Source organism: Ruegeria sp. HKCCA4633 (assembly GCF_013034605.1).
Lineage (GTDB): Bacteria > Pseudomonadota > Alphaproteobacteria > Rhodobacterales > Rhodobacteraceae > Ruegeria.
Window position 1 is genome coordinate 506,081 of record NZ_WQGJ01000002.1, and the last position, 23,816, is coordinate 529,896.

Annotated in this window: 18 protein-coding genes; 4 read left to right on the plus strand and 14 right to left on the minus strand. The window is 57.2% G+C overall.

Annotated elements, in window-relative coordinates:
* Positions 1–2 precede the first annotated feature (2 nt).
* Positions 3–1,172 (minus strand): FIST N-terminal domain-containing protein, encoded by a 1,170-nt coding sequence (locus GOV85_RS08850; protein WP_171177079.1) that lies wholly within the window; start codon positions 1,170–1,172, stop codon positions 3–5.
* A 46-nt stretch (positions 1,173–1,218) separates the two neighbouring features.
* The gene (locus tag GOV85_RS08855) at positions 1,219–1,902 is read right to left on the minus strand and encodes a response regulator transcription factor (protein ID WP_171177081.1); all 684 of its coding nucleotides are present in this window, start codon (positions 1,900–1,902) and stop codon (positions 1,219–1,221) included.
* Positions 1,903–2,132: 230 nt separating this feature from the next.
* Between GOV85_RS08855 and GOV85_RS08860 the strand changes: the two genes are divergently transcribed.
* The 4 genes from GOV85_RS08860 (at position 2,133) to GOV85_RS08875 (ending at position 6,466) form a co-directional block, all read left to right on the plus strand.
* On the plus strand, positions 2,133–2,657 hold the full coding sequence (locus GOV85_RS08860; protein ID WP_171177084.1) for a CoxG family protein: 525 nt from the start codon (positions 2,133–2,135) through the stop codon (positions 2,655–2,657).
* Positions 2,658–2,685: 28 nt separating this feature from the next.
* Positions 2,686–3,168, plus strand: a complete 483-nt coding sequence (locus tag GOV85_RS08865; RefSeq protein WP_171177085.1) for a (2Fe-2S)-binding protein — start codon at positions 2,686–2,688, stop codon at positions 3,166–3,168.
* 51 nt (positions 3,169–3,219) lie between these two features.
* Entirely contained in the window at positions 3,220–5,580 is a 2,361-nt protein-coding gene (locus tag GOV85_RS08870; protein ID WP_171177087.1) for a xanthine dehydrogenase family protein molybdopterin-binding subunit, read from the plus strand.
* Positions 5,581–5,674: 94 nt separating this feature from the next.
* A complete protein-coding gene (locus GOV85_RS08875; protein WP_171177089.1) occupies positions 5,675–6,466 on the plus strand; it encodes a xanthine dehydrogenase family protein subunit M in 792 nt (263 codons plus the stop codon).
* A 144-nt stretch (positions 6,467–6,610) separates the two neighbouring features.
* Here GOV85_RS08875 and GOV85_RS08880 read toward each other — a convergent pair whose 3' ends face one another.
* From GOV85_RS08880 to GOV85_RS08935, 12 genes are all read right to left on the minus strand, one after another.
* Complete coding sequence (locus tag GOV85_RS08880) at positions 6,611–8,437, minus strand: BCCT family transporter (protein WP_171177091.1); 1,827 nt, start codon at positions 8,435–8,437, stop codon at positions 6,611–6,613.
* A gap of 696 nt (positions 8,438–9,133) precedes the next feature.
* Positions 9,134–9,697 (minus strand): sarcosine oxidase subunit gamma, encoded by a 564-nt coding sequence (locus tag GOV85_RS08885; protein ID WP_171177093.1) that lies wholly within the window; start codon positions 9,695–9,697, stop codon positions 9,134–9,136.
* On the minus strand, positions 9,690–12,644 hold the full coding sequence (locus GOV85_RS08890) for a sarcosine oxidase subunit alpha family protein (protein WP_171177095.1): 2,955 nt from the start codon (positions 12,642–12,644) through the stop codon (positions 9,690–9,692). The genes GOV85_RS08885 and GOV85_RS08890 overlap by 8 nt, the downstream gene beginning before the upstream one ends.
* Positions 12,641–12,928: a sarcosine oxidase subunit delta gene (locus GOV85_RS08895; RefSeq protein WP_171177097.1), complete on the minus strand. Its 288-nt coding sequence runs from the start codon at positions 12,926–12,928 to the stop codon at positions 12,641–12,643. The genes GOV85_RS08890 and GOV85_RS08895 overlap by 4 nt, the downstream gene beginning before the upstream one ends.
* Before the next feature lie 12 nt (positions 12,929–12,940).
* Complete coding sequence (locus tag GOV85_RS08900; RefSeq protein WP_171177099.1) at positions 12,941–14,191, minus strand: sarcosine oxidase subunit beta family protein; 1,251 nt, start codon at positions 14,189–14,191, stop codon at positions 12,941–12,943.
* Positions 14,192–14,429: 238 nt separating this feature from the next.
* Positions 14,430–15,161, minus strand: a complete 732-nt coding sequence (locus GOV85_RS08905) for a response regulator (RefSeq protein ID WP_171177101.1) — start codon at positions 15,159–15,161, stop codon at positions 14,430–14,432.
* A gap of 107 nt (positions 15,162–15,268) precedes the next feature.
* The gene (gene glp / locus GOV85_RS08910) at positions 15,269–16,513 is read right to left on the minus strand and encodes a gephyrin-like molybdotransferase Glp (RefSeq protein WP_171177103.1); all 1,245 of its coding nucleotides are present in this window, start codon (positions 16,511–16,513) and stop codon (positions 15,269–15,271) included.
* The gene (locus GOV85_RS08915) at positions 16,506–16,991 is read right to left on the minus strand and encodes a plastocyanin/azurin family copper-binding protein (RefSeq protein ID WP_171177105.1); all 486 of its coding nucleotides are present in this window, start codon (positions 16,989–16,991) and stop codon (positions 16,506–16,508) included. Before GOV85_RS08915 ends, glp begins: the two co-directional genes overlap by 8 nt.
* Positions 16,992–17,005: 14 nt before the next feature.
* Positions 17,006–19,216 carry a HEAT repeat domain-containing protein gene (locus tag GOV85_RS08920; RefSeq protein WP_171177107.1) on the minus strand — a complete coding sequence of 737 codons (2,211 nt, stop codon included), beginning with the start codon at positions 19,214–19,216 and terminating at the stop codon, positions 17,006–17,008.
* 141 nt (positions 19,217–19,357) lie between these two features.
* Positions 19,358–22,039 (minus strand): arsenate reductase (azurin) large subunit, encoded by a 2,682-nt coding sequence (locus tag GOV85_RS08925; RefSeq protein WP_171177109.1) that lies wholly within the window; start codon positions 22,037–22,039, stop codon positions 19,358–19,360.
* A gap of 14 nt (positions 22,040–22,053) precedes the next feature.
* Positions 22,054–22,623 carry an arsenate reductase (azurin) small subunit gene (locus tag GOV85_RS08930; RefSeq protein WP_171177111.1) on the minus strand — a complete coding sequence of 190 codons (570 nt, stop codon included), beginning with the start codon at positions 22,621–22,623 and terminating at the stop codon, positions 22,054–22,056.
* A 5-nt stretch (positions 22,624–22,628) separates the two neighbouring features.
* Positions 22,629–23,813, minus strand: coding sequence for a cytochrome-c peroxidase (locus tag GOV85_RS08935; RefSeq protein ID WP_171177114.1), 1,185 nt, complete (start codon positions 23,811–23,813; stop codon positions 22,629–22,631).
* Positions 23,814–23,816: the final 3 nt, after the last annotated feature.

Here is a 23,816-nt window from a genome sequence, read left to right on the forward strand (position 1 = left end):
AGTTACTCATCCTCCGGCTGATAAATCGCAACACCGGTGAGCGTCTGGTTCACATGGATTGAATTGTATTGTTCGCCATAGGTCGAAAACCCATACACATGATTGCGCGCCAGAATATCCGAGATGTCGCGCGTCTTCTGCTTTTCCTGCGCCTCTAACCGGCGCAGGATGCAGTCACAGCCCAAAATGGTATCCGGTTGGTGCTTTTCGTTCAGCGCACTAATTTCTGTTTGCAGATGTTCGACCATGTCACGAGGTTCAGCCAGCGTCAGAACCAAACCTTCATCAATGGCCGAGAAAAAAACCAGATCCCCATTGCCAGCCACCTGTTGGATCGCGCGGACGTGATGCTGCCCGCCAATTTGCACGACCACTGGATGGGCGGCAAAGGTGAATGTTGTCAGTTGCTCGGGGTCTTTTCCAAGAATGCGCGCATATTCGCGCGCGGCTGGTTCTGCGTTGATCTCCTGTACAATCCGCTTTGCCGGATCAGCCTTGGTGACAACCATGCGCCGTTGGGCCGGCACTAGGTGATCGGTTTTGAACACTTTGATCGGACAGCGGGTACGAACCTGAGCCAGAATGGCCGCATTGCTGAGCGCACGACCTTCATGCAACACAAAAGTTTGCCCAAATCGCGTTCCATCCCCGGCCGAGCCGCCAAACAAAGGCACCGGCCCCAAGCCAACTGCAAGTTCAGAGGTCAGTGCATCTTCTTTGGTCGACAACCCGTCGATCATCAGGAATGTGAATTCATGCGCCCAGTCAGGCGATGACTCCATCATGGCATGACGATTATTAATCATCTCGTTAATAATGCTCTGCGCATCAATGTTGTTCAGATCGGAAATAAGGACAGTGCGGGCTTCAAAGTGGCTTTGCGGCATGGCAATCGCGACGATTTTGCCTTCACAATAGCCATCATTCGCCAACTCTCCGGCGGTGGTGCAGCCGACAACAGGTGTTGGCGCAAAAATACGCTGAGCTTCGGAAATGACGGCAGACGCATTTGACTTGGAGCTTACGAAAAGAATGACAAGCGCAAAAGGCCCATCACCCAAATCGCGTTCAAGTGATTTGACCGCCTGGGTGCTGTCATAATGTACAAATGCCGTTTTAACGATGCCTGGCGCACGGGCCTGAGCTGTCGCACACCCGACTGCTTGGTCCATCGTGCGTCCTCCCTCAAAGCGCGACGGTTGAATGAGACTATGCCGCTTAGCCCTGCTCTTGCAAGACGCTGGCAAACGACGCTTTCTTGGCGATCAAAACCGCCTGCGTGCGGCTTTGCACACCCAATTTCCGCATGATTGCAGTAACATGCGCCTTTACCGTGGTCTCGGCAATTGAAAGGTCATAGGCGATTTGCTTATTCAATTTGCCTTCGCAGATCAGTTGCAGTATTCGCGATTGCTGATTTGTCAGCGTCGCCAGCCGGTTTACTGCATCGCTGTGTTCGTCGTCTTCTTCCGCCTCGATCAACACGCAGCCTTCGGGCACAAAGATGTCACCTGCTTGCACCGCTTCTATTGCTGTTCGAAACACATCCCGCTGACTGTGCTTGGGCACATAACCAGACGCTCCGGCTTGAATAACTTGATTGACAACACGGCTGTCCGTCAGGGAAGACACCACAATGACCGGCACATTGGCAGCAGCTTTAAGACGCACAAGCCCGTCCAACCCGTCCACATCCGGCAGGTTCAGATCCAGCATGACCGCATCCGGTTTTAATCCTTGCGCCAGTAGATCCATGGCACCTTCCAGCCTGTCCACAGTGTGGATGTCGCCAATCTTCGCCACCGTCTGTAAGGTCATCGACAGAGCGTCGCAAAACAAAGGATGGTCATCAACAATCAGCACATTCTTGAAATCTGTCCGTCGGGCGGAATCGGCAAGCATTTGGTATCGCCTTTTGTAATCCATTTGGTCCCAGCCTAACCAATCCTAACACTCAATGAAAACCGTCCCTACTGGCCGATGGTCGTAGACGACAAATGGTTTGCTTACAGGGAAATGCAGCGTCACAGTGGTCTATATTGGCTGCGCGCAGGGCGGCGACTACACCCAAGGTCTTATAGGCAGGGCAGCCAACACCGCGTAGCGTAACAAAAAATGGTTGGAGACATTGAATGGAACTGAGTGACAGCCGCGTCATAGCTGCGCCACGATCCAAGGTCTGGGATGCGCTCTTGTCGGCGGAGGTTCTGAAAGACTGCGTTCCGGGGTGTCAGGAGATGACAGGCTCGGTTGAATACGGGTTCGAAGCAACGGTTGTGCAAAAAGTGGGGCCTGTCAAAGCGACCTTCAAAGGGGCCGTCACTCTTTCCGATCTCGTGGCGCTTGAAAGCGTGAAGCTCTCGGGTGAAGGTAAGGGCGGAGCAGCAGGGTTCGCCAAAGGGTCTGCAGATGTGAGTCTGGCAGACGCCCCCGAAGGTACTTTGCTGACATACAGCGTCGACGCTCGTGTTGGCGGCAAGCTGGCCCAGTTGGGAGGACGGATCATCGACGGCGTTGCCAGAAAACTGGCTGATCAGTTCTTTGAGAATTTTCAGAACGCGGTCGAACCGCAACCAGCGCCCGAGGCGGAAACTTCGGATGACGGTGAGGAAAAGGAAGAAAAGAAAGGCTGGTTCAAACGCGTATTGGGCGATTGAACCAAGGGAATTCAGGGAGGAGAAATTCATGAAGATTTCAATGACCGTGAACGGCAAGGCCGTAAGCGGAGACGTTGAGGGCCGGACATTGCTGTCCGGTTTTCTGCGTGAGCATCTGTCTTTGACGGGCACCCATGTCGGTTGTGACACTGCGCAGTGTGGCGCCTGCGTCGTGCATGTGAACGGTGAGGCGGTGAAGTCGTGCAACATGCTGGCGGCTGAGGCTGACGGGGCCGACGTTGGTACAATCGAAGGCCAGGCCAATGCGGATGGATCGCTGAACGTGATCCAACAGGCGTTTCAGGACCACCATGGCCTTCAGTGCGGCTTTTGCACGCCAGGCATGGTGATGAGTGCGGCAGCACTGCTGAAAGAGAACCCGCGCCCAACCGAGGCTGAAATCCGGAAATATCTGGAAGGCAACCTGTGCCGATGCACCGGGTATCACAACATCGTCAAAGCGATCATGGCCGCATCTGGCCAAGACGTTTCCAGCATCGCCGCCGAGTGAGGCGCACAAGAATTTTCGCCGAAAATTCTTTTCCAGGGAGGAGAACAAGCAATGCCCAAAGACAGTGGCATCGGAGCCAGTTCCAAGCGGCGCGAGGACGTGCGCTTTCTGACCGGAGCAGGTAATTACACCGACGACATAAACGTACATGGCCAAGCTTATGTGCATTTTCTGAGATCTGACATTGCGCATGGTCGGATCAAATCAATAGACACCTCTACCGCCGAAGCCATGCCCGGCGTGGTCAAGGTGTTCACCGGCAAGGATTTTGAAGGCGTCGGCGGGATGCCTTGCGGATGGGAAGTGACCGACAAGCATGGCGCTCCGATGCAGGAACCTCCGCATCCTATTCTGGCGCAGGGCAAAGTGCGCCATGTGGGCGATCCGATTGCCGCAGTTGTGGCCGACAGCCTTGAGCAGGCGCGTGACGCTGCCGAAGCCATCGATCTGGACATCGAAGAGCTGCCCGCTGTAATCGACATGAAGGCTGCAGCGCAGGATGGCGCAACGCTGGTTCATGACGATCTAAAGAACAACATCTGTTACGATTGGCAGTTGGGTGAAACTGACGACGCCAAGGTCGATGAAGTCTTTGCCAATGCCGCGCATGTGACGACGCTTGATCTGGTCAACAACCGTCTGGTCGCGAACCCAATGGAACCGCGTGTCGCCGTTGGCGAATACAAGCGTGGAACGGACGAGTATACGCTTTATACCACGTCGCAAAACCCGCACGTGATCCGCCTGTTGATGTGCGCTTTTGTTCTGGGCTTACCCGAACACAAGGTGCGCGTTGTGGCCCCAGACGTTGGCGGTGGCTTCGGCACCAAAATCTTCCACTATGCGGAAGAGGCATTCTGTACCTTCGCTGCCAAAGCTTGTGGCCGTCCGGTCAAGTGGACTTCAAGCCGGTCCGAGGCGTTCATGTCAGATGCCCATGGCCGTGACCATGTCAGCAAGATCGAACTGGCGCTGGATGCAGATAACAATTTCATCGGTCTGCGTACCAACACCTTTGCCAATCTGGGTGCGTATCTGTCGACCTTCTCAAGCTCGGTTCCAACCTGGCTGCATGGGACTCTGATGGCAGGCAACTACAAGACGCCGGTCATTCAGGTGAATGTGAAAGCGATGTTCACCAACACGGTTCCGGTGGATGCCTATCGCGGTGCGGGTCGTCCCGAAGCGACGTTCCAGTTGGAGCGCGTAGTGGATAAGGCAGCGCGCGAGTTGGGCGTCGACCCGATAGCGCTGCGCCGTCAGAACTTTGTCACTCAGTTCCCCTATGACACACCAGTAGCGCTGACCTATGACACCGGGGATTACAACGGAACGATGGACAAGCTTGAGGCCGCTGCTGATCTGGCAGGCTTTGCCGCGCGTCGTACGCAAAGCGAAGCCAAAGGCAAGCTGCGGGGCTTGGGCATCAACTGCTACATCGAAGCGTGTGGCATTGCGCCATCCAACATTGTTGGGATGCTTGGGGCCCGCGCGGGTCTTTATGATGCAGCCACTGTTCGCGTGAACGCCACCGGTTCAATCAGCGTCATGGTCGGCGCACACAGCCACGGACAAGGGCACGAGACCGCCTTCCCACAGGTTGTGGCCGACATGATCGGCATTGATGAGTCGTTGGTCGAAATCGTACATGGCGATACTTCGAAGATTCCGTTTGGAATGGGCACATACGGCTCTCGTTCGTTGGCTGTCTGCGGCTCGGCTATGGTCAAGGCAACTGAGAAGGTGATCGAAAAAGCCAAAAAGATCGCCGCGCACCTGTTGGAAGCGTCCGAGGCCGATATCGAGTTGAAAGACGGTCAGTTTAGTGTAGCAGGAACCGACAAATCGGTGGCCTGGGGCGATGTAACCCTGACGGCCTATGTTCCACACAACTTCCCGCTAGAAGTGGAGCCAGGGCTGGAAGAGACTGCGTTCTATGACCCGGCCAATTTTACCTTCCCGGCTGGTGCCTACGCCTGTGAGGTTGAGGTCGATCCGGATACCGGCCAGGTGAGCATCGAAAAGTTCACGGCGGCGGACGACTTTGGCAACATCATCAACCCGATGATCGTCGACGGTCAGGTGCATGGCGGTATTGGCCAGGGCATCGGCCAGGCTCTGCTTGAGAACTGTGCCTATGATGAGAACGGCCAACTGCTCAGCGCCTCGTACATGGACTACGCCATGCCGCGCGCGGATGATGTGCCGTTTTATGGTGTTGACCATTCCAGCCAGACGCCCTGTACGCACAATCCGCTTGGAGTGAAGGGTTGTGGTGAAGCTGGTGCAATTGGCTCGCCACCTGCAGTGGTCAATGCGGTGCTGGATGCGTTGAACTCGGGCGGGAAGGCGGTGGATCACATCGACATGCCGATGAGCCCGGCTCGCGTCTGGTCGGCGATGAACAGCTGAGGTGTTGGGGTGCGAGGGGCCAGCCCCTCGCGCTCCCCGAGATATTTATAGCCAGATGAAGGGCGGATCCGCGCCTTTCGGAAAGGAAGACGAAATGTACAGTTTCGATTTTGAAAAACCCTCGACCATCGCCGATGCGGTTGCCGCGTTGGGGGCTGAGGATGCGCAGGCTTTGGGAGGCGGGCAGACACTGATCCCGACACTGAAGCAGAGACTTGCCGCGCCATCCAAGCTGGTGTCGATGAGTGGGATAGCCGAGATGCAGGGCGTTTGCGCTGAGGATGACGGGTCCGTCTCGATCGGTGGCGCGACAACGCATGCCACTGTGGAGCGTGACGCTGCCGCTACGTATCCAGCCCTGGCGGCGCTTGCCGGTCAGATCGGTGATCCTGCAGTGCGCAATCGGGGCACCATTGGTGGCTCTGTGGCCAACAATGATCCGGCAGCTTGCTATCCAGCGGGGGTTCTGGGGTCCGGGGCAACCATCGTGACAAATGCGCGTCAGATCGCTGCGGATGCGTTCTTTGAGGGCATGTTTACAACTGCGCTTGACGAAGGTGAAATCATCACCTCGATCCGTTTCCCCGTACCGCAGGCAGCGAGCTATCAAAAGTTCCTGCAGCCCGCGTCACGGTTTGCGTTGGTCGGCGTCTACCTGGCTCGTTTTGCGGATGGCGTGCGCGTTGCTGTGACGGGTGCAAGCGAAGATGGTGTCTTCCGTTGGTCCGAGGCCGAAGAAGCCCTGGACAAGGAATTCCGCCCAGATGCTTTGATGGGCCTTCGGATCAATCCGGCGAACATGATCGCCGATTTGCATGGCAGCAAAGAATACCGCGCGCACCTTGTATCGGTCATGACAAAGCGCGCAATTGAAGCCTGCATGTAAGCATTGTTGAAACGAGAGTCCGCTAAGCCCCGGTTCGCCCCGGGGCTTTTTTTGCGGAAACTCAAAGCTGGCGCGGGAACTTACGTAAAAAGTCAGGCCGCCCGTGACAGAGCGGCCTGACCAAACGATCTACAAATCGTGGGCTTACTCAGCAGCCTGTGTGCTTACAGTGCCGTGTTTGTCGCGCTGGCTGTCGCGGAACAATGCCTTGCCCAGCGAAACGCACATCAGACCCATCACCATTGTGAACGGCAGCGCGCCAATGATCATGGCATTGCGCAATGCATCCATCGGGTTGTTTTCACCCGCTGCCAGGATCAGCGCACCGATCACTGCCGTCAGGATCACGCCCCAGATAATGCGGTGCTTGACACCCGTTTCCTGGCTGCCACCGGACATAATGGTGTTCATCACCAAAATACCCGAGTCAGCAGACGTGACCAGAAAGGTCATGATCAGGATCACGCACATGACGTTCAGCATAGACAGCAAACCACCGTCGATCATGTAGGACAGCGTCACGAACAGCTTGTTGGTGTTCGATGCCCCGATGATCGCACCTTCAGCGGCGCCTGCCAGTTCCAAATCAATCGCAGTACCGCCCAATACGGTCATCCATGCAAAGCAGACCAGTGCCGGTGCGAACACGCAGCCCAGGATGAACTCACGGACAGTGCGACCTTTGGAGATACGCGCCAGGAACAGGCCCACAAAGGGCGAGAACGCGATCCACCAGGCCCAGTAGAAGGTAGTCCAACCAGCCTGCCAACCGAACTGACGGCCTTGCTCACCGGCTGCATAAGCTGCGGCCAAGGTCGCTTCGTCCAACTCGGCTGCTGCGCCTTCCAGCCCGCCCTTGAAGCCGTCAAAGCTACCCCAGGCGTTGGTTGCACCACCCATCAGGTCTGCTGCGTGAGCTTGCGCCTCGGCGGGTAGAGCCGCAGCAAATGCTTCGGCCGACAGGGGGCCGTAGGCATTAAAGCTAAGCGACAGGAAGTGAAGGATGTAGTCGATCATCGCTGAGCCATATGTGGTCATGGCAAAGACAAACGAACCGAATACGATAAATGTGCCCAGCAGGATTATCGACAGGACGAGGTTCAGGTTCGACAGGTATTTCACACCCCGGCCAACACCCGATACAGCCGAGATGATCGACAACGTCATGATGACGATCAGACCGGTGATCAGGCCAACTTTGCTGGGAGTCGGAACTTCTCCGCCCAGATCCATGACCCAGCCCATACCGGTGATGGCGTAGACGCCGTCAATAAACTGGCTGACCCCGTAACCGATAGTAACGGACACACCTAGGATCGTTGCAACAACGCCCAAAACATCGACCACATGGCCGAAAAAGCCGTTGACGAAACGACCAAACAGCGGTGTCAACGCCGAGCGGATCGTGAGCGGCATGTCGCGCGTGTATGCGTAGTAGGCCAGCGACAGACCAGTCACGACGTAGATCGCCCACGCATGGAAGCCATAGTGCAAGTAGGTGAAGCGGTAAGCCGATTGCAGGGCTTCAGGCGTGTTGCCTTCAACCGCTCCAGACACGACCACGGGGTTTGATCCCCAAAGGCCCAGCGGTTCTGCTGTGGCGAACACCATCAGGCCTACACCCAGACCGGCTCCAAACATCATGGAAAACCATGAGAAATTCGAGAATTCAGGTTTTTCTCCAGGAGTACCCATGACCCGGCGACCCGTTGCCGGAATGATGGCCACGATGGCAAGGAAGAAGAAAAACAGGCCTACAATTACGACATAGAAACTGTTGAAAACTTCGAGCAACTGTCCGTTCAGGCTGCCCAGCGTGCTATTCGCATTTGCGGGGAAAACCAGAGCCCACAAAACCAAGCCAACCATGATCGCCTTACTGATAAGGGCAATCGGGACGCTGTAGTTTTCATAGAAACCGGCATCCGCCGTTTCTATTTCAACGTCCGTAAAAGGTTCAGGTATCGACATGTTGGGTGCTCCTCCTTGCGTATGCCGTTTTGGATTATGTAACTGAGCAGGTTGATTTCCCGGGTCACTAAGCGAAACGCTCTGCTCCACAGGCCAGATCAACTGAGAACCTTGCACAGTTCAGATTTGAGCTACGGTCAATTGACCACGCTTGGCTGCATGGCTTACCGTTTATCTTCTCCCGGTTTTTTAACCACTTGCATACGCCTCTGGATTTTCCGGCATACGTTGAAGCCGCTTGACCAAAGCGCGCAAGCACAAATATTTTTGCGTTTTTCAACTTGGAATAAATATATGCTAGGTGAGGGTAGCTCAGTCAAAAAGGCGACACTTACACCTCAGTATACGACTAACACATTCGCTCATTTTAGTGTTAGCGACACCATCAAGCGCTGCAACGCGTCACTGAGGTTTTAGACAGTTGTTGTTGGGCTCTCAGTGGCGCCTGGTATTCCTTGAAGAGCATGAGAACACTTGGACACCGGGCCTTCTTGTTTTCGCGACATAGGTTTTCAGGGTGAAATTCCTGTTTAACCCCGCATGCACAGTTATGAATTGGTATTACAGGCCGCGCGCAATGAGGCGAGTACAGCGCTGGCATGGAAACGCCTGGTTCAGTCTGATCGGGCGCAGGCGCGTTTAGGCGCGACCCAAATCCGTTTCACGCCCTTGCGAGCAAGCATCCCAGCACGCCGCCTACAAAGCCTTGGATACTTCAACCAACGCGTGGTGAACTGAGATCGCATAGCTGCGCGGCGCGTACACCGAAAAGGCCATCCCAGCCTCATTGCAACGCAGCAAGCATCCCACGTGGTGAATGGCGGTACGACTGAAAGCCCCGGCGAGCATCTGTTCAACATCCAGGACGGTCAGGCGTTGTAACAGATCGACTACGCCTTGACCCGATACGTCCATCCGCACAAAGGCATCCGTCTGATCAGTGACCGAGGCGACACCTGCCAATTCATCCACGAGCCGACGGGCCAAGACCAACGGGCCGGAAAGCGCTTCTTCACACAGGTATTGATCAGCACCCAACCAATGCAAGCTTCTGTTTTCGCCTTGTTCGCTGCGCCCCGGCTTTGGAGCGACAACGGAACACACGGTCTCTAGCCTGGCTTTTAGCGCTTCTTCCTGACCCAAACGGGCAGAGATTGAAGCCAGGGCGATATCATCTCGTTCCTGAAGGGTAAGCGATCCAATCACATCTTTGCGGGGCTCAATGCCGCCTAAGGCAGTCTTGGCAACAAAATCACGCACGGAGCCTGTCTCCTTCAGGGTCAACGAAATGGGCACTGACAAGGGTTGCTTTGATGTTCGAATTGTCTACCGGGCTCACAACCTGAACAACTTCACCCAGACGTTGCGATCCGCGTTCCACAAAGGCAAGACCGATACTGCTGGACAAGTGTGGAGAGTATCCTGCTGAAGTGACATAGCCCTGATCGTTCTGCCGCAAATGCGGTGCACCCTCGGCAAAGACATGCGCCCCTGCCAACACAGTGTCAGAGTTCTCAACGGGTTGAATGCCAACCAGCGCCAGACCCTCGGGATCAACCAAAGCCGCGCGCGCGCTGAGCGGCGCGCCGATACTGTCTTTTTTGGTCGAAACCATGCGCCCCATACCCAGATTATGGGCGCTGATGGTTCCGTTCAGTTCATTCCCCGTGACATGGCCTTTTTCGATCCGCAATACGCCCAAGGCTTCCATCCCGTATGGGGTTACACCCAAGGGTTTGCCAAGTTCCATCAGATGCCGGATCAATGCGTCGCCGTACCGGGTGGGAACCGCCAGCTCAAACGCCAACTCGCCGGAAAACGAGATGCGGAACAGTCGGGCGGGGACACCGCCTGCAATGGTGATTTCTGCACAACCCATAAATGGGAATGCCTCATTGCTGATGTCAAATGTGTCATCAACAACTTGCTGCAACAGCTCTCGAGATTTCGGGCCCGCCACGGCAAACTGAGCCCAGGCGTCTGTGGTCGAGATCAGCTGCACGTCCATGTCCGGGAACAGGCATTGATGCACAAATTCCATATGGCGATAAACACCAACGGCATTGGCCGTCGTCGTAGTCACCACAAAATGGTCCTCGGCCAAACGCGCGGCGGTACCGTCATCCATAACAAGACCATCTTCGCGTAACATCAGCCCATATCGGGTCTTGCCCACGGGCAGCTTGGCAAACCCGTTGCAATAGACCTTGTTCAGAAACGCCGCTGCATCGGTGCCCTGTACGTCGATTTTACCCAGCGTGGTCACGTCACAAACACCGACGCCGCTGCGCACGGCCAGAACCTCGCGGTCTACCGATTGACGCCAATGGGTTTCACCGGACTGCGGGAACCATTGTGCGCGCAGCCAGGGGCCAACTTCGACAAACACCGCGCCCTGTTCTTCAGCCCATTGGTGGCTGGGCGTCAGACGGGCGGGCCTGAATTCCTTGCCGACCGAGCGCCCGGCCCAAGCTCCCAGCGACACCGGAGAATACGGCGGGCGGAATATGGTAGTACCGGTTTCTGGAATACTCTTGCCGGTGATCTCGGCCATCACGGCCAAAGCACCCACATTAGCCGTCTTGCCCTGATCGGTCGCCATTCCAAGCGTGGTGTACCGTTTCAGGTGTTCAACGCTGCGAAACCCTTCCTGTTCGGCAAGTCTAACGTCCTTAACAGTCACGTCGTTCTGGAAATCCAGCCAGGCGCGGCCTTTGCCAGGCACATGCCATAGCGGCGTGATCCGAACCGCCTCGTCATTGCTCTTTGGCAGATCGATTGCGCTGGCTTTAAGCCCCAGCCCCTCCAGCGCCGTAAGCGCTGCGTTGCAGCCCGAAACTAACGCGCCAGCTGTGGTAAGATCACCGGCTGCTGCCCCTGCCACGTTCATGCCCTGTGGCAGATCAGCAGAAGGCACGAAAGCCGCAAGTTCCTCGGACCATTGGGGACGACCGCGCTGGTGGCATGTCAGCTGTACATTTGGGTTCCACCCGCCCGAGACGCCCAATCCACTTACTTCAATCGGCCGGGTTTTACCATCAGACAGCTGCACGGTGATCATTTTCAGGCCCAGTCGGCCCTGCGTATCCGTGACCTGTGCACCCGCCAGCAACTCGCATTCTGCAATGCGCGTGACATCGCGACGGGGATCAATCACGGCGACAACCTTAACACCGGCGCGGATCAGGTCTTGCGCAACAAAGTGGCCTTCGTCGTTATTTGTGAAGATTGCAACGCGCTGACCCGGCGTCACTGCCCAGCGGTTTGCGTATTCACGCATCGCGCCTGCCAGCATAATGCCCGGACGATCGTTATTCGCAAACGCGATGGGCCGCTCGGTCGCACCGGCGCACAGCACCGACCTTTTTGAGTAGATCCGCCACAGGATCTGACGCGGCTTGCCCACCTCGGGCGTAGCAAGGTGATCCGACACGCGCTCGAGCGCGCCAAAGATGCCATGGTCATACACACCAAACACGGTGGTACGCGTCAGCAGGCGGACATTGTCCATCGACGCCAGCTCGCCCAGAACCTGCGCGACCCAATCGGAATTCGAAACATCCTCGAACCTGTCGCTATCGGCTAGCAAGCGACCGCCCATCTGACTGTCTTCATCAGCCAGAATGACCCTTGCTCCAGCACGAGCCGCCGTCAAAGCGGCGATCAAGCCCGAAGGTCCCGCCCCGATCACCAGCACGTCACAATGCAGATACCCTTTATCGTAAATATCCGGGTCATCCTTTTGCGACAGGCTGCCCAGACCAGCGGCCCGGCGGATCATCGGTTCGTAGAGCTTTTCCCAGAACGCTTTGGGCCACATGAACGTTTTGTAGTAGAACCCCGCCGTCAGAAAAGGAGACAACCGGTCATTGATAGAGAGTACGTCAAACGCCAAAGAGGGCCAACGGTTTTGCGAGCGCGCCTCAAGCCCGTCAAACAACTCAACGGTCGTTGCCCGCGTATTGGGTTCCTGTCGGTCGCCCGTGCGCAATTCGACCAGCGCGTTGGGTTCTTCAGAACCCGACGCCAGAACACCCCGCGGTCGGTGATATTTGAAAGATCGGCCAACCAACCGCACATCATTGGCCAAAAGGGCCGAGGCAAGCGTGTCGCCCTGATACCCTTCGTATGACTTCCCATCGAAGGTAAAACACAGCTTTTTCGAGCGGTCGACCAAGCCCCCTTGCAAGCGATTTTTCTGAGTCATTTCCCGCGCCCCATCTTGCGGGCAACATCCCGCGCCAGTTCCGTTGCTAGAATTTCATGCGTCATTGTATTGCGGGTAACCACCAGCCAGGACCGGTCCCCCTGCTCATGAAACCAAAGCTCGCGATGCGTCCCCGCAGGGTTGTCTCGCAAGTAGACATAGTCGTGAAATTCGTCTTGCGCCGTTTCTGACTGCCAATCTGGCCGTTCGATCAACGCGGCATCGCCCAGATAGGTGAACTCGGATGCATCACGCGGGCCAAGCAGTGGGTGATTAATGATCATGTCCTGGCTTCCTCAGTGCAGATTCGGTTGCGCGCCCGCGCCTCTTTCGTCGATCATTCGACCCGTTCTGAAGCGGTCGAGACGATACGCGGTGGCGACTTCATGCGGGCGATCTGTGGCCATCAAATGCGCAAAGCAAAAGCCCGAGGCCGGCGTTGCCTTGAAGCCGCCATAGCACCAACCGCCGTTGAAATAGAGACCGTCTACACCGGTGTGGTCAATAAACGGCGACCCGTCCATCGACATGTCCATCACTCCGCCCCACATGCGCAGCAGGCGTGTTCGGCCGATCATCGGCATAAGGGACATACCCCCTTCAACGACATCTTCGACCACCGGCAGGTTGCCGCGTTGTGCATAGGTGTTGTAGCCATCGATATCGCCACCAAACACCAACCCCCCTTTGTCAGACTGGCTGATATAGAAATGCCCGGCCCCATAGGTGATCACACCGTCCAAAACTGGTTTCAGCCCCTCGGACACAAAGGCCTGCAGCACATGGCTTTCGATCGGCAGACGCAGTCCCGCATGGGCCATCACCCGGCCGGACGAACCCGCAACTGCAACGCCCACTTTCTTGGCGCCGATGTAACCCCGCGTGGTTTCAACACCCAGAACCTTGCCGTTCTCGATGCGAAATCCAGTGACCTCGCAGTTCTGAATAATATCGACACCGCGTTGGTCCGCTGCACGGGCATAGCCCCAGGCCACTCCGTCATGCCGCGCTGTACCACCGCGGCGGTGCAGCAGTCCGCCGAGGATCGGGAAACGTGCATCATCAAAATTCAGGAACGGATACATCGCACGCACACCGTCGGTGTCCAGCAATTCGGCCCCCGAGTCGGTGAACATCATCGCATTGCCCCGACGGCGATACGCATCGCGCTGTGAATCCGTGTGGCACAGGTTCAGAATGCCACGCTGACTGACCATCGCGTTGTAGTTAAGGTCCTGCTCAAGGTTCTCCCAGAGTTTCAGCGACAACTCATAGAACGGCTGATTGCCGTCCAGCAAGTAATTGGCTCGAATGATCGTGGTATTCCGGCCCACATTGCCACCACCGATCCAGCCCTTCTCCAACACTGCAACGCGGGCTGCATTATGTTCCTTCGCCAAATAGTAAGCCGTTGCCAGACCGTGACCGCCGCCACCGATGACGATAAAATCATAGTCCGATTGCGGCTCGGGATCCCGCCACGCGGGGCCCCAGCCCCTGTGTCCGTTCAGAACCTGTCGCAAAATAGCGAGCGCCGAATACCGCATGTGGAAGTGTTCCTAACTTTCTGTGCACCAACGCATCGTGACGCACTCCAATCGCCTCTGTCAGTGCATATTCCGTCATGCACTTTAACAACAGCGACAAATTTAGGATGTTCAGGGAACGTTCGCCGCAGAAATTAAAACGCAAGTCCTTCTTTTCGCCAAATAGTTCATTAGCTCAAAGAAAGAAGCAGAAGAGCTGGTGTCTTAGCACCACCTGACGCCCGGAAAGCCCTGCGCTTCACGCCCCGGACTTTTGCACATTCGCCGCAAAGCAATATCCGATACCGTGAACCGTCTTGATATATGTGGGGTCGGTCGGGTCGGGCTCGATCTTCTTGCGAAGACGCAAAACATGAACGTCTATTGTTCGGTCGCCTACGACAGTGTCCCGGCCCCGCGCCTTTTCCAGCAACTGATCACGGGAAAACACAATATGCGGGCTTAGGACAAACGCCTGCAAAACATCAAATTCCGTTGTGGTCAAAGGCGTTTGCTGACCACTGTCTTTGGATGTCAACGTCCGTTCATAAGGGTTCAGAACCCAGTCGCCGAACATGATCAGTGGAGACCCAGACCCATTTGCAGAGCTCACGTCCTCGTCCCCGCGGCTTCGACGCAACACAGTCCGGATGCGTGCCAGCACTTCACGCGCTTCGAAGGGCTTGGTGATATAATCGTCAGCACCAAATTCCAATCCTACAACGCGGTCAAAAATGTCGTCGCGGCCCGACAAAACGATGATCGGAATATTCGATTCGACCCGTAACTGGCGGGTAATGTCAAAACCACTGCGTCCCGGCAGGCCAATGTCCAACAGGATCAAATCCACGCCACCTTGCGCCAGGATCGCATCCATCGCATCGCCGTCCGCCGCACAGGTGACCTGACAACCCTGCTTCTCCAGATACCTCTGCAAGAACGAGGTGATCTGGGGATCATCATCAACTACAAGAATATGTTCTTTGACCATAATGGCTTTCTAGCGTTTTTTACAGGCTGGCGCTGATCCGTTGTACCGGCGGCCACCTGGGTCGTGCAAGCCGCGAACGGTAACAGAATTCCTCGCAACAAACGGCATCAGAACCGCAAAAAATGCAGCCCCTGCCCCTCGGGCATGGCTTCGATCTCTGCCGGAATTATGGCTAAACCGTCGGCTTGCGCCAACAGTGCGACGCGCCCGCTGTAGGATGGGGCCATTAACCGAAGGCGGGGCGCACCTTCTACGGACACGCCTTCGATCTGGACCGGGCGATACTCCTGACGACCCGCGCGGCGCTGAAGCGGCTCGGCCAGAACCGCCTGCTCTGGCATTTGAGGCGTGCGATGCAGCCCGGCCCGCCGCGCCATCATCTGCGATCCAATGATCTGCCAGGTCACATAGGCAGACACCGGGTTACCCGGCAGCCCGATATATAAAGCACCCTCTCGCCGTCCGAACATGATCGGTTTTCCGGGTTTCATCGCAACCTTCATCACATCAGTCTGGCCGCCTATTTCCGCGAATAGGCGTGGCATATGATCTTCATCCCCGACAGATACACCACCCGTGGTAATAATCAGATCAGAGGTTTCACAGGCTTCACGCAAGACCTGTTCCAGCAAGACCGGGTTGTCTTCAACCGGGCCCTTGTCGGTCAGCTCGATCCACGGCTTGTCCAACAATGCCAACAGCATATAGCGGTTCGAATTGTAAATCTGGCCGGGGCCCAATTCTTCGCCCGGCTGCTTCAACTCGCTTCCTGTCGAGAAGATTGTAACTTTCAGTTTGCGGACCACTTTCACCGCTCCGTACCCGGCCGAGGCCAAAGCGGCTGCTTCACGCGCCGTGATCTCGCATCCCCGGCGCAAGATCGGGGCACCTGCTTTCAGGTCCTCGCCCACGCGGCGGATATGCTGCCCTGGTTTCGGGCGGCGGGTGAACCGGATGCCGGTTTCGGTCGTCTCGCAGTCCTCCTGCATCAGCACCGCGTCGAAATCATCAGGAACCGGAGCACCAGTGAAGATGCGCAGTGCACTGCCTGCCGGGGCCGAATGCGCGCCGCTGTCGCCAGCTGCAATACGTCCAGCGACGGGCAAATCGAACAGTGGGCCATCGCTCAGATCCTGAGTCCGAACCGCATAGCCGTCCATCGCCGAATTATCAAAGGCTGGCATGTCGACCTTGCTGACACAGTCCTCTGCCAGAACCCGTCCAATCGCTTGAATCAACGGCAATGTTTCCGTGTCGGTCAACGGATCAGAAACGGCCAAACCGCGGTTCTGTGCCTGATCGACAGATAGGTACATGTGAGCGTGGCGGTCACAGGCGCATCCATCAGCCATTTTTGTTCTCCAATTGTTCGAACAGCGCTTCAAATCCAGCCTGCTCAGCCTCGCCGAGTTTGGGCAGATAGGCGCGCGCTTCTTCCAGGTTCGAGTTGGGATCGCCGACAACCAGCAGCATGACCATGCCATGGCGGCCATGCACGCGGCAGCGGATGCCATACTCACCCTCTTTCTCGAAGGTCAAGTCCATCTCGGGCTTGCCTCTGATCTCGAAACTACGGGCTCTGACGGGGATCATTCGGAAAATCGACGTTACCGTGTGACGCCCAGTAGACCCTTTGAAACGCACGGTTGCCCCAGCGGGGACACGCAACAGGTTCGGTTCAAACCGAAAGGTATGCGCCGGGGTATCGGCGTTCAAATCGATGATCTGATGCACAACGGCAACCTCGGGAACATCCGAGGCCTTCGCGACAGGAGCAAATGCCAATACCCCTGCCAAAATCGCTGCACATGGTTTCAGCGAAAATACCATCTGTCCCTCCGGGTTCAGGCCGCCCGTGAAGGTTCCCCCAACAAATCGGCCAGCGCGCTTATCATTACCGGCCATTCGGCGCGGTGGTCTTCGTCGCGCAACTCGGTCAGCAATTGGCGACCAATGGACATCACTGCAGGGGCGTCGTCTTTGACATAGGTCAGGATTCGTTGCTCGGGGTTGGCCAGAAGGAACGGCACAATAGCAGCGCCTGCCTGATCCGGAGCAGTTACCGACAAAAGACGCATCGCTGCTTGCCGCACCGGGGCCGAAATGTCATCCAGCAGGCTACGCGCCACGTCGGGGGTGCCATCCCATTGGGTCAGGACGTGCATGGCATCGATGCGAAAGGCGGTGTCTCCGGTTTTTACCATCGCCCGCAACTTACCTCTCAGCGCGTCTTGCGGTGGCAGATCGGCCTTTTGCAGCAATTTCAATGCTTGCAGCGAAAGTGTTGAATCTGTGTGCGAAAGCCCCTGAGTGATCAGATCGATCAGTTGCGCTTCGCCCAGCTCTAGCCCGTTGCGCACAATTGAAACGCCAAGCGCTGCAAAGGCTTGTTGTGCTATATCGCTTTCGGGGTCCTTGGCGATCTGAGCAAGCATGATCTGCATCCCGCGAATTTCGCCCAACAGGCGGATGGCGGACATGCGGGTCTCTCTGTCCAGCGCTTCGGCGTCGTCGTCCAGCGCGACGCGACGGCGCTTGGGATGACGGGTTGCCTTGGCCAACAGCGCCTGCTCGCGCGGTGTCAGGGGTTGAACCGTGTCTTCCTCGGCCTCTTGTGTCATCTCAGCGGCGATAGCGTCATGGCCGAGGATTGCACCGAGGCTTGATGTTGGACCATTCTCGCCCCCTTCTGAGACGTCCAGCCCAGCATCTTCCAGCGCGGCGATATCGTTCTGCGGGGCGTCTTCCTCGGTCTCCTCTTTTTCCGAGGCCACTGGCATCGGGGCCAACGCAAAGGACAGCAGCAACTCTCGGCCCTGTTGTTGGTTCACATGCGGGCGATCCACATCAGTAACAATCAAGGCAAGTGACGCCACAGCCTTGAGCCGAACGGACCGGAAGGGTGAGCGACATGCACGCTGCAACCATTCAGCCGCTTCGCGCAGGGGAGAAGTTGCAAGAGCATCTACGATAGCCCATTGCAGGCGCTCAGCCTTGAGGTCATCGCTTTCAACAGAAAAAAGCGCATTCAGGCGATCCGCCACCAAAGTCGGCGCCAAAGCTGACAACAGGCCCAACGCCTGCGCCGATACCTCGGGCTGTTGACCGGTGGCAAGGAAGTCCAGCACTTGCCAGCGCAAGTCTTCCTGATCCGCGATAGGCTGGCTACGATCCAGTCGATCGATCAGCGCCATTTGAACCTTGGCGCCGGGGTCACGCATCATACGGTCCAGCAGTTCGGGTTCTGAAAAACCGGACTGATTGAGCGCGGCAATCCGAATTTCTTCCACTGAGTCCGTCAATGCTTGCTCGACCAAAACCGGATCGTTGGGCATCAGTGCCTCATGGGCAATCAAACGAACAGCTCCATCCTTATCATTCAAAGCCTTGCGCAGAAGACCTTCGGCTTCGGCACCACCAATCGTTGCCAGGGTACGTAGGGCGCGGTGGCGCAGGCGGCGGTTTGAAGACTGTGTGAAAACGCCCAGAGTTGGCACGGCTGGTACGCCAATCCGTCCCAAAGCCTCGCAGGCAACATCGCCCAACTCCTGCCCGTCTTCGTCCATCAAAGCAATGACAATGGGCTCAATCGCAGTCGCATCCGCCATCTGCCCCAGCGCCCTGATCGCAGCGATCTGGGTGTCGAGCCAGTCATCCCATTCGTCCTGGTGCAACTCGTCTTCATCCCATGTAATCTCATCCCCGCGTCCGGTGACGAGGGTGCGCAGGTAAGGCGCGGCATCTTCGGCCTTAAGCTCGGCCAGGGCCGTCACGCAGGCCAGTTTGACCTCGCCACAGGGATCGTGAATCAGATTCTCAAGTAGCTGCGGGGCTGCTTCTTTCACACCCAATGCCCCCAGAGCTTGGGCGGCATCCTGCCGGACGTCCTCATCGTCGTCCAGCAGCGCTTCGATCAGGGCCGGGCTGTTGCTGGCGCCTATGGTGGTCAGGGCCTGAATCGCTCGCAGACGAATGACGTCATATTCGGATTTTGCATATTCGGAAAACAGGCCGGTGGCCTCATCTCGCAGGGCGGTATTGGTCTGAATGTTCATATCAAGCTGCCATGTTTGTGTTGGGAGGGTTGGGAAGTGGAAGGCAGGTTTCCCAACCGATACCTGCCTTCCAGGTGGTCCCTTCTGCAGTGGGACCGAACCAGAGGGGCGGCATGGCGTCCGCCCCCCGGCATGCTTTCATCAGGCGATATCGCGCGGCGCAAAGGACATCGTGCGGAACGAGGTCTTGTAGGGGCTCGGCCCCAGTTTGCGCAGCTTGGCAACGCCCATCTTGTAATTGTAGTTGCCGCTGATCCAGTCGACGATCCGGCCCTCAAGCGCGTTCGCAGGCTGCTGCATGTGCAGGAAGTCCATGTAGACCACGCTTTTCTTGATGGCGGGCGTGACCATGGCCACGGCGGTGATCGCCGCTTTGGTCAACTCGATATGCCCGTTCTCCATTAGTTTCGAGAACTGAAAGTCATCGCCCTCCACACCCAGCAGCGTGTGTTTGTTGCCCGGAACGCGTTCCGAATACACCATCACATAGTCGCCGCTTTCGATGCCGCGTTCAGCCGCATCGTCGGGATGGATTTCGACCCAGTTTTCCGGCCAGCGCTGCACGATATACGGGCGGCGACGGTCGTCGAAGCCGGACTGCCAGCGTTCGTTAATACGACCCGAAGTGGCCCAAAGCTCGCCTTCGTCCTTGTTGGGTTTCAGCCATTCCCAATAATCCGAGAACAGGCCCCACGGCGATTTCTGAATGTTGCACTTGCCGGTTTGGCTGTTGAAATGCGTCAGCTTCTTGTTGAACACATCCGCGCCGGCTGCACCGGTATCGGGCAGCGTGCGGGTTGTGTCGTGCAGACGCTTGGTTTCAATCAGCGTTACGCCATCGGCATCCAGCATGACCGGGCATTGCACACCATCAGTGCCAAACTCACGGACCTTCTGGTGCAGGCCTTTGCCCTCTTTCTTGGCCAAACGATAGACAGCGTGGAAGTCCTTGCGCGACCCGCGGGTAAAGCGCACGGCTTCTTCGGCGACTTCGTTCGAGCTCTGCCAGTCGAACCCGTCAAAACCCATCCGCTGTGCCAGTTGCGCGATGATCCACCAGTCGGGTTTTGCCGCACCGGGAGCATCATAGAACTTCTGATAGAGACGCAGACGGCGTTCACCATTGGCGCGCAAGAAGTCCTCTTCACCCCAGGTCGCTGCGGGGAACACGATGTCGGCGTAGCGGTTGCCGATCGGGTCCTGCAGATAGATGTCCTGGTTGATCACCACCATGCCACCGCTGTCGGCGCGGGCCTTCAACGTGTCGATCATCTCTTGCTTGTCGAAAGAGGCGATCTGGTGCGGGTTGCGAACGGTTAGTTCCTCGAACTTGTCGGCCAGCTGTTGGCTGCCGCACATGGCCTGGATCCATGTGGTGCCGATCACGTGGGCCATACGGGTATGACCTGCGATCAGGTACCGGTCGGTATCCATGGCGCGGCGACGGCGACCCGGCAGCTTCTCGGGCGATTTGTTGCGCGGATATTTCCCGCCCTTCACGCCGCCACGCTGGTGTCCACCGGCCCGGCCAATGACCTGACCCGGACGACCACCACAGCCACAGATGATGCCTAGCGCGGAAATCGCCTGTGTGTTGCCGGTGTTGTTGGACCAGTAGAACCCTTTCTCGATCATGACCGAGGTTTTGGGCCGCGTGCCATCCGCCTTGGGTTTGGCAAGCCATTCGGCGGCAGTATAGATTTTCTGCACATCGATTTCGGCCATGGCGGCTGCGTTCTCGGGCGAGAACTCGTCTTGCGACCGCAGCCACTCTTTCCAGTCTTCAAAGCCTTTGGTCTGGAACTTGCCCCAGGTCGTGCGCCACTGCCATGGCGTGTTCCGGGTGCCCTGACCAAAACCGGAGGAGCTTTCCCATTTGTTGTTGACCCATTTCTTGATCCAGTCGCTGTCTTCCCAGCCATTTTCCACGATGACGCGGGCGATGGCGTTGACGACCAGCAAGTCGGTACCGGGCAGAACATCGATATGCAGACCACCCATCTTGACTGCATGGGCCACACCGGCCGAGCTACGCGGGATCAGATAGATCTCTTTCTGGCCGTTCTGCATCCCCTTCATCATCCACTGGGTATAGAGGATAGTCTTGGTCTCATATGGATCAGTGCCGCAGACCAGCAGGGTTTCCGCGTCACGCCAGTCCTCATAGGAGGGGCCAAAGTTGTCAAAGCCCGCATCCCTGAAACCGGGGGTCGAGGTCACATCGGACGGCGTGTCGTGGAAAGTGAAGTTGGCGGTGTTGATATGGCGCAGCGCGTATTTCGAGATCGCATAGGTGTTCTCGATATACTGATAGCTGAAGGTTTTCACGCCATAAGCGTTGGTGCCGTGCTTGGCGATGACGTGGTTGCCCACCTCGGCCGCCACATCCAGCGCCAGATCCCACGGAACTGGCATCAATGTGCCGTAGATCCGCATCAGCGGTGTCTTCAGACGGTCGCGTGTCGGTGTCTGCGGGTTATAGCATTTCTGCGCGATACACCCGCCCCGCAAGGAACTGTCGCCGTCAGTGTTGACGTATTGCGTGTCCTTGTCAGGAATGATCACCACATGGTGCGGCTGGCCTTTGTGCAGCACGATATTGTGCTGGTTCGGCGCGACCCAGGCACCCAGAGGTGCAACAGGGAAATCCTCGCCAAACGCGTTTTCGTCCGCAGTTGGGCCACCGGGTTTGGCCGTCACGGGCCAGCGGTAGACTTTGTAACCACAGGCCACGATGCAGTAATCACAGGCGGTCGAGATGACCTCGGCGCCTTTGGGCGGCAGCGGGACGTTTGTTTCGGGTACGTAATACGGGGTTGCCATGATACCGTCTCCCCTTATGCAATCAGGTTGTCGTAACGGCCATAGATCAGGCCGAACATGCCAACGGCGTAGATGTCATCACCGTCCAGTTCCAAAAGAACCTGCGGTAAAGACTGGTAGGCTTGCCCCGAAACGAGGATGCCGTGCCGTGTCACGTCATAGGTGGACAGGTGCAGCGGGCACGGGCCCAGCACCTTATGTTCGGGCTTGTAGCTGTCATACATCGACCCGCCCTGGTGGGTGCAGGTGAGGTTGAAGGCCACAACGTCCTTTTGCGGACCGATGCCACCGCCGCTTTCCACGCCGGTCTTGACCAGGATCGAGTCCGAATAATCGCCCTCATCCGGGTAGTAAAACTCGACCGGCTCATCCTGTTTCAGTTCGGACAGTTTGCCGATCAGCTTGCGCGGATAGGTGGATACAAGGGCGGGAACCTGTTCGGCCTGGCCGTGACGGGTGGGCATGGCCACCATCACGGCAAAGGTCGTGGCACCCGAGGCGAACAGGAACTGGCGGCGGTTCACGGTGCAGGCCTTTTTGGCCTCACCCGAACAGCTGCATCCGGTTGCGTTATGATCTTTCATGACGCTTACTCCTCTGCTGCCGCGGGAAGCGGCTGGTAATCCGGCAGATCAGGTTCTTCGACCAGAATCTCGTCACCGGACAGGGATTTCAGGAAGGCCACCAGATCCGCTTTTTCCTGATCGTTCAGGCCAAGCGGCTGGATCAGATCGGATTTGGTTGCTGCGAATTCATTTTCGCCGCCGCCCTGATTGTAGAACTCGACCACATCCTCGAGCGTCTCCAACATGCCGTTATGCATGTAGGGTTCGGTGTAGAGGGTGTAGCGCAGGGATGGTGTACGGAACTTGCCCAGATCGGCCTTTTCCTTGGTGCGGAAATAGAAGCCGGGGTCGTCTTTGGTGTGACGATAGAAATCCTCGGTCGAGCCTTTGGCATAGAGCTCATACCGGAAGGTCACTTGTGCCAGACCATCATCTTCCCAGCCGCTATAGGGCGGCACGCCGGTGTTGTAGTATTTCTCATCCGACAGCAGCGCGCCGTTGTGGCATTCGGAACATTGCGCCTTGCCGGTAAACAGCTCAAGCCCGCGTTTCTGTTCCTCGGTCAGCGCCGCATCATCCCCGCGCAGATAGTTGTCGAAGGGCGTGTCGGTCTGAACAATGGTCCGCTCAAACGCGGCTATGGCCCGCCATGCGTTGCTGATGCGCGGCCATTGATCACCGAAGACATCGTTAAAGCGTTCGACATATTCGGGAACAAAGGCCAGACGCGCCTCCATCATGTCGGCCTCGCCGTTGCCTGCTACCGCACCGCCTGCGGCGGATTTGGCCTGGCTTTCAAGGCTTTTGCTTGAGCCCGCCCAGAACAGTTTGCCGTAATAGGCCGAGTTCACGATGGTCTGGCTGTTGCGCCAGTGGGTCGTGCCCGGATAGCCGAACGAGATCGGGGCTTCGACATCCCAGCCCACATCCGGCAGATGGCAGGACGAACACGGGGTCGATGGGTTACCGCCCAGACGGGGATCGAAAAACAGCATCTTGCCCAGTTCGATCTTGGCCTCGGTCTGGGGGTTGTCCAACGGGATTGGGGGCTCACCCAATGCCACAAGCGGCGCATCAGGGTCGGGGTCTGCCCCACCGATGCCGGCCTCAATCTCCATGCTGGTTTCCGCGATAGCCTGCGAACCAAGGACCGCAAACAGGGCAGCGGTGGCGATTGTGCCTGAAAGGTAAGACTTAAGGTCTTTCATGGG

Bases quoted from the DNA above. Each gene is read 5' to 3' on its own strand.
- GOV85_RS08850 (WP_171177079.1), bottom strand. From the start codon at position 1,172: ATGGACCAAGCAGTCGGGTGTGCGACAGCTCAGGCCCGTGCGCCAGGC.
- GOV85_RS08855 (WP_171177081.1), bottom strand. From the start codon at position 1,902: ATGCTTGCCGATTCCGCCCGACGGACAGATTTCAAGAATGTGCTGATT.
- GOV85_RS08860 (WP_171177084.1), top strand. From the start codon at position 2,133: ATGGAACTGAGTGACAGCCGCGTCATAGCTGCGCCACGATCCAAGGTC.
- GOV85_RS08865 (WP_171177085.1), top strand. From the start codon at position 2,686: ATGAAGATTTCAATGACCGTGAACGGCAAGGCCGTAAGCGGAGACGTT.
- GOV85_RS08870 (WP_171177087.1), top strand. From the start codon at position 3,220: ATGCCCAAAGACAGTGGCATCGGAGCCAGTTCCAAGCGGCGCGAGGAC.
- GOV85_RS08875 (WP_171177089.1), top strand. From the start codon at position 5,675: ATGTACAGTTTCGATTTTGAAAAACCCTCGACCATCGCCGATGCGGTT.
- GOV85_RS08880 (WP_171177091.1), bottom strand. From the start codon at position 8,437: ATGTCGATACCTGAACCTTTTACGGACGTTGAAATAGAAACGGCGGAT.
- GOV85_RS08890 (WP_171177095.1), bottom strand. From the start codon at position 12,644: ATGACTCAGAAAAATCGCTTGCAAGGGGGCTTGGTCGACCGCTCGAAA.
- GOV85_RS08895 (WP_171177097.1), bottom strand. From the start codon at position 12,928: ATGATCATTAATCACCCACTGCTTGGCCCGCGTGATGCATCCGAGTTC.
- GOV85_RS08900 (WP_171177099.1), bottom strand. From the start codon at position 14,191: ATGCGGTATTCGGCGCTCGCTATTTTGCGACAGGTTCTGAACGGACAC.
- GOV85_RS08905 (WP_171177101.1), bottom strand. From the start codon at position 15,161: ATGGTCAAAGAACATATTCTTGTAGTTGATGATGATCCCCAGATCACC.
- glp (WP_171177103.1), bottom strand. From the start codon at position 16,513: ATGGCTGATGGATGCGCCTGTGACCGCCACGCTCACATGTACCTATCT.
- GOV85_RS08915 (WP_171177105.1), bottom strand. From the start codon at position 16,991: ATGGTATTTTCGCTGAAACCATGTGCAGCGATTTTGGCAGGGGTATTG.
- GOV85_RS08920 (WP_171177107.1), bottom strand. From the start codon at position 19,216: ATGAACATTCAGACCAATACCGCCCTGCGAGATGAGGCCACCGGCCTG.
- GOV85_RS08925 (WP_171177109.1), bottom strand. From the start codon at position 22,039: ATGGCAACCCCGTATTACGTACCCGAAACAAACGTCCCGCTGCCGCCC.
- GOV85_RS08930 (WP_171177111.1), bottom strand. From the start codon at position 22,623: ATGAAAGATCATAACGCAACCGGATGCAGCTGTTCGGGTGAGGCCAAA.
- GOV85_RS08935 (WP_171177114.1), bottom strand. From the start codon at position 23,813: ATGAAAGACCTTAAGTCTTACCTTTCAGGCACAATCGCCACCGCTGCC.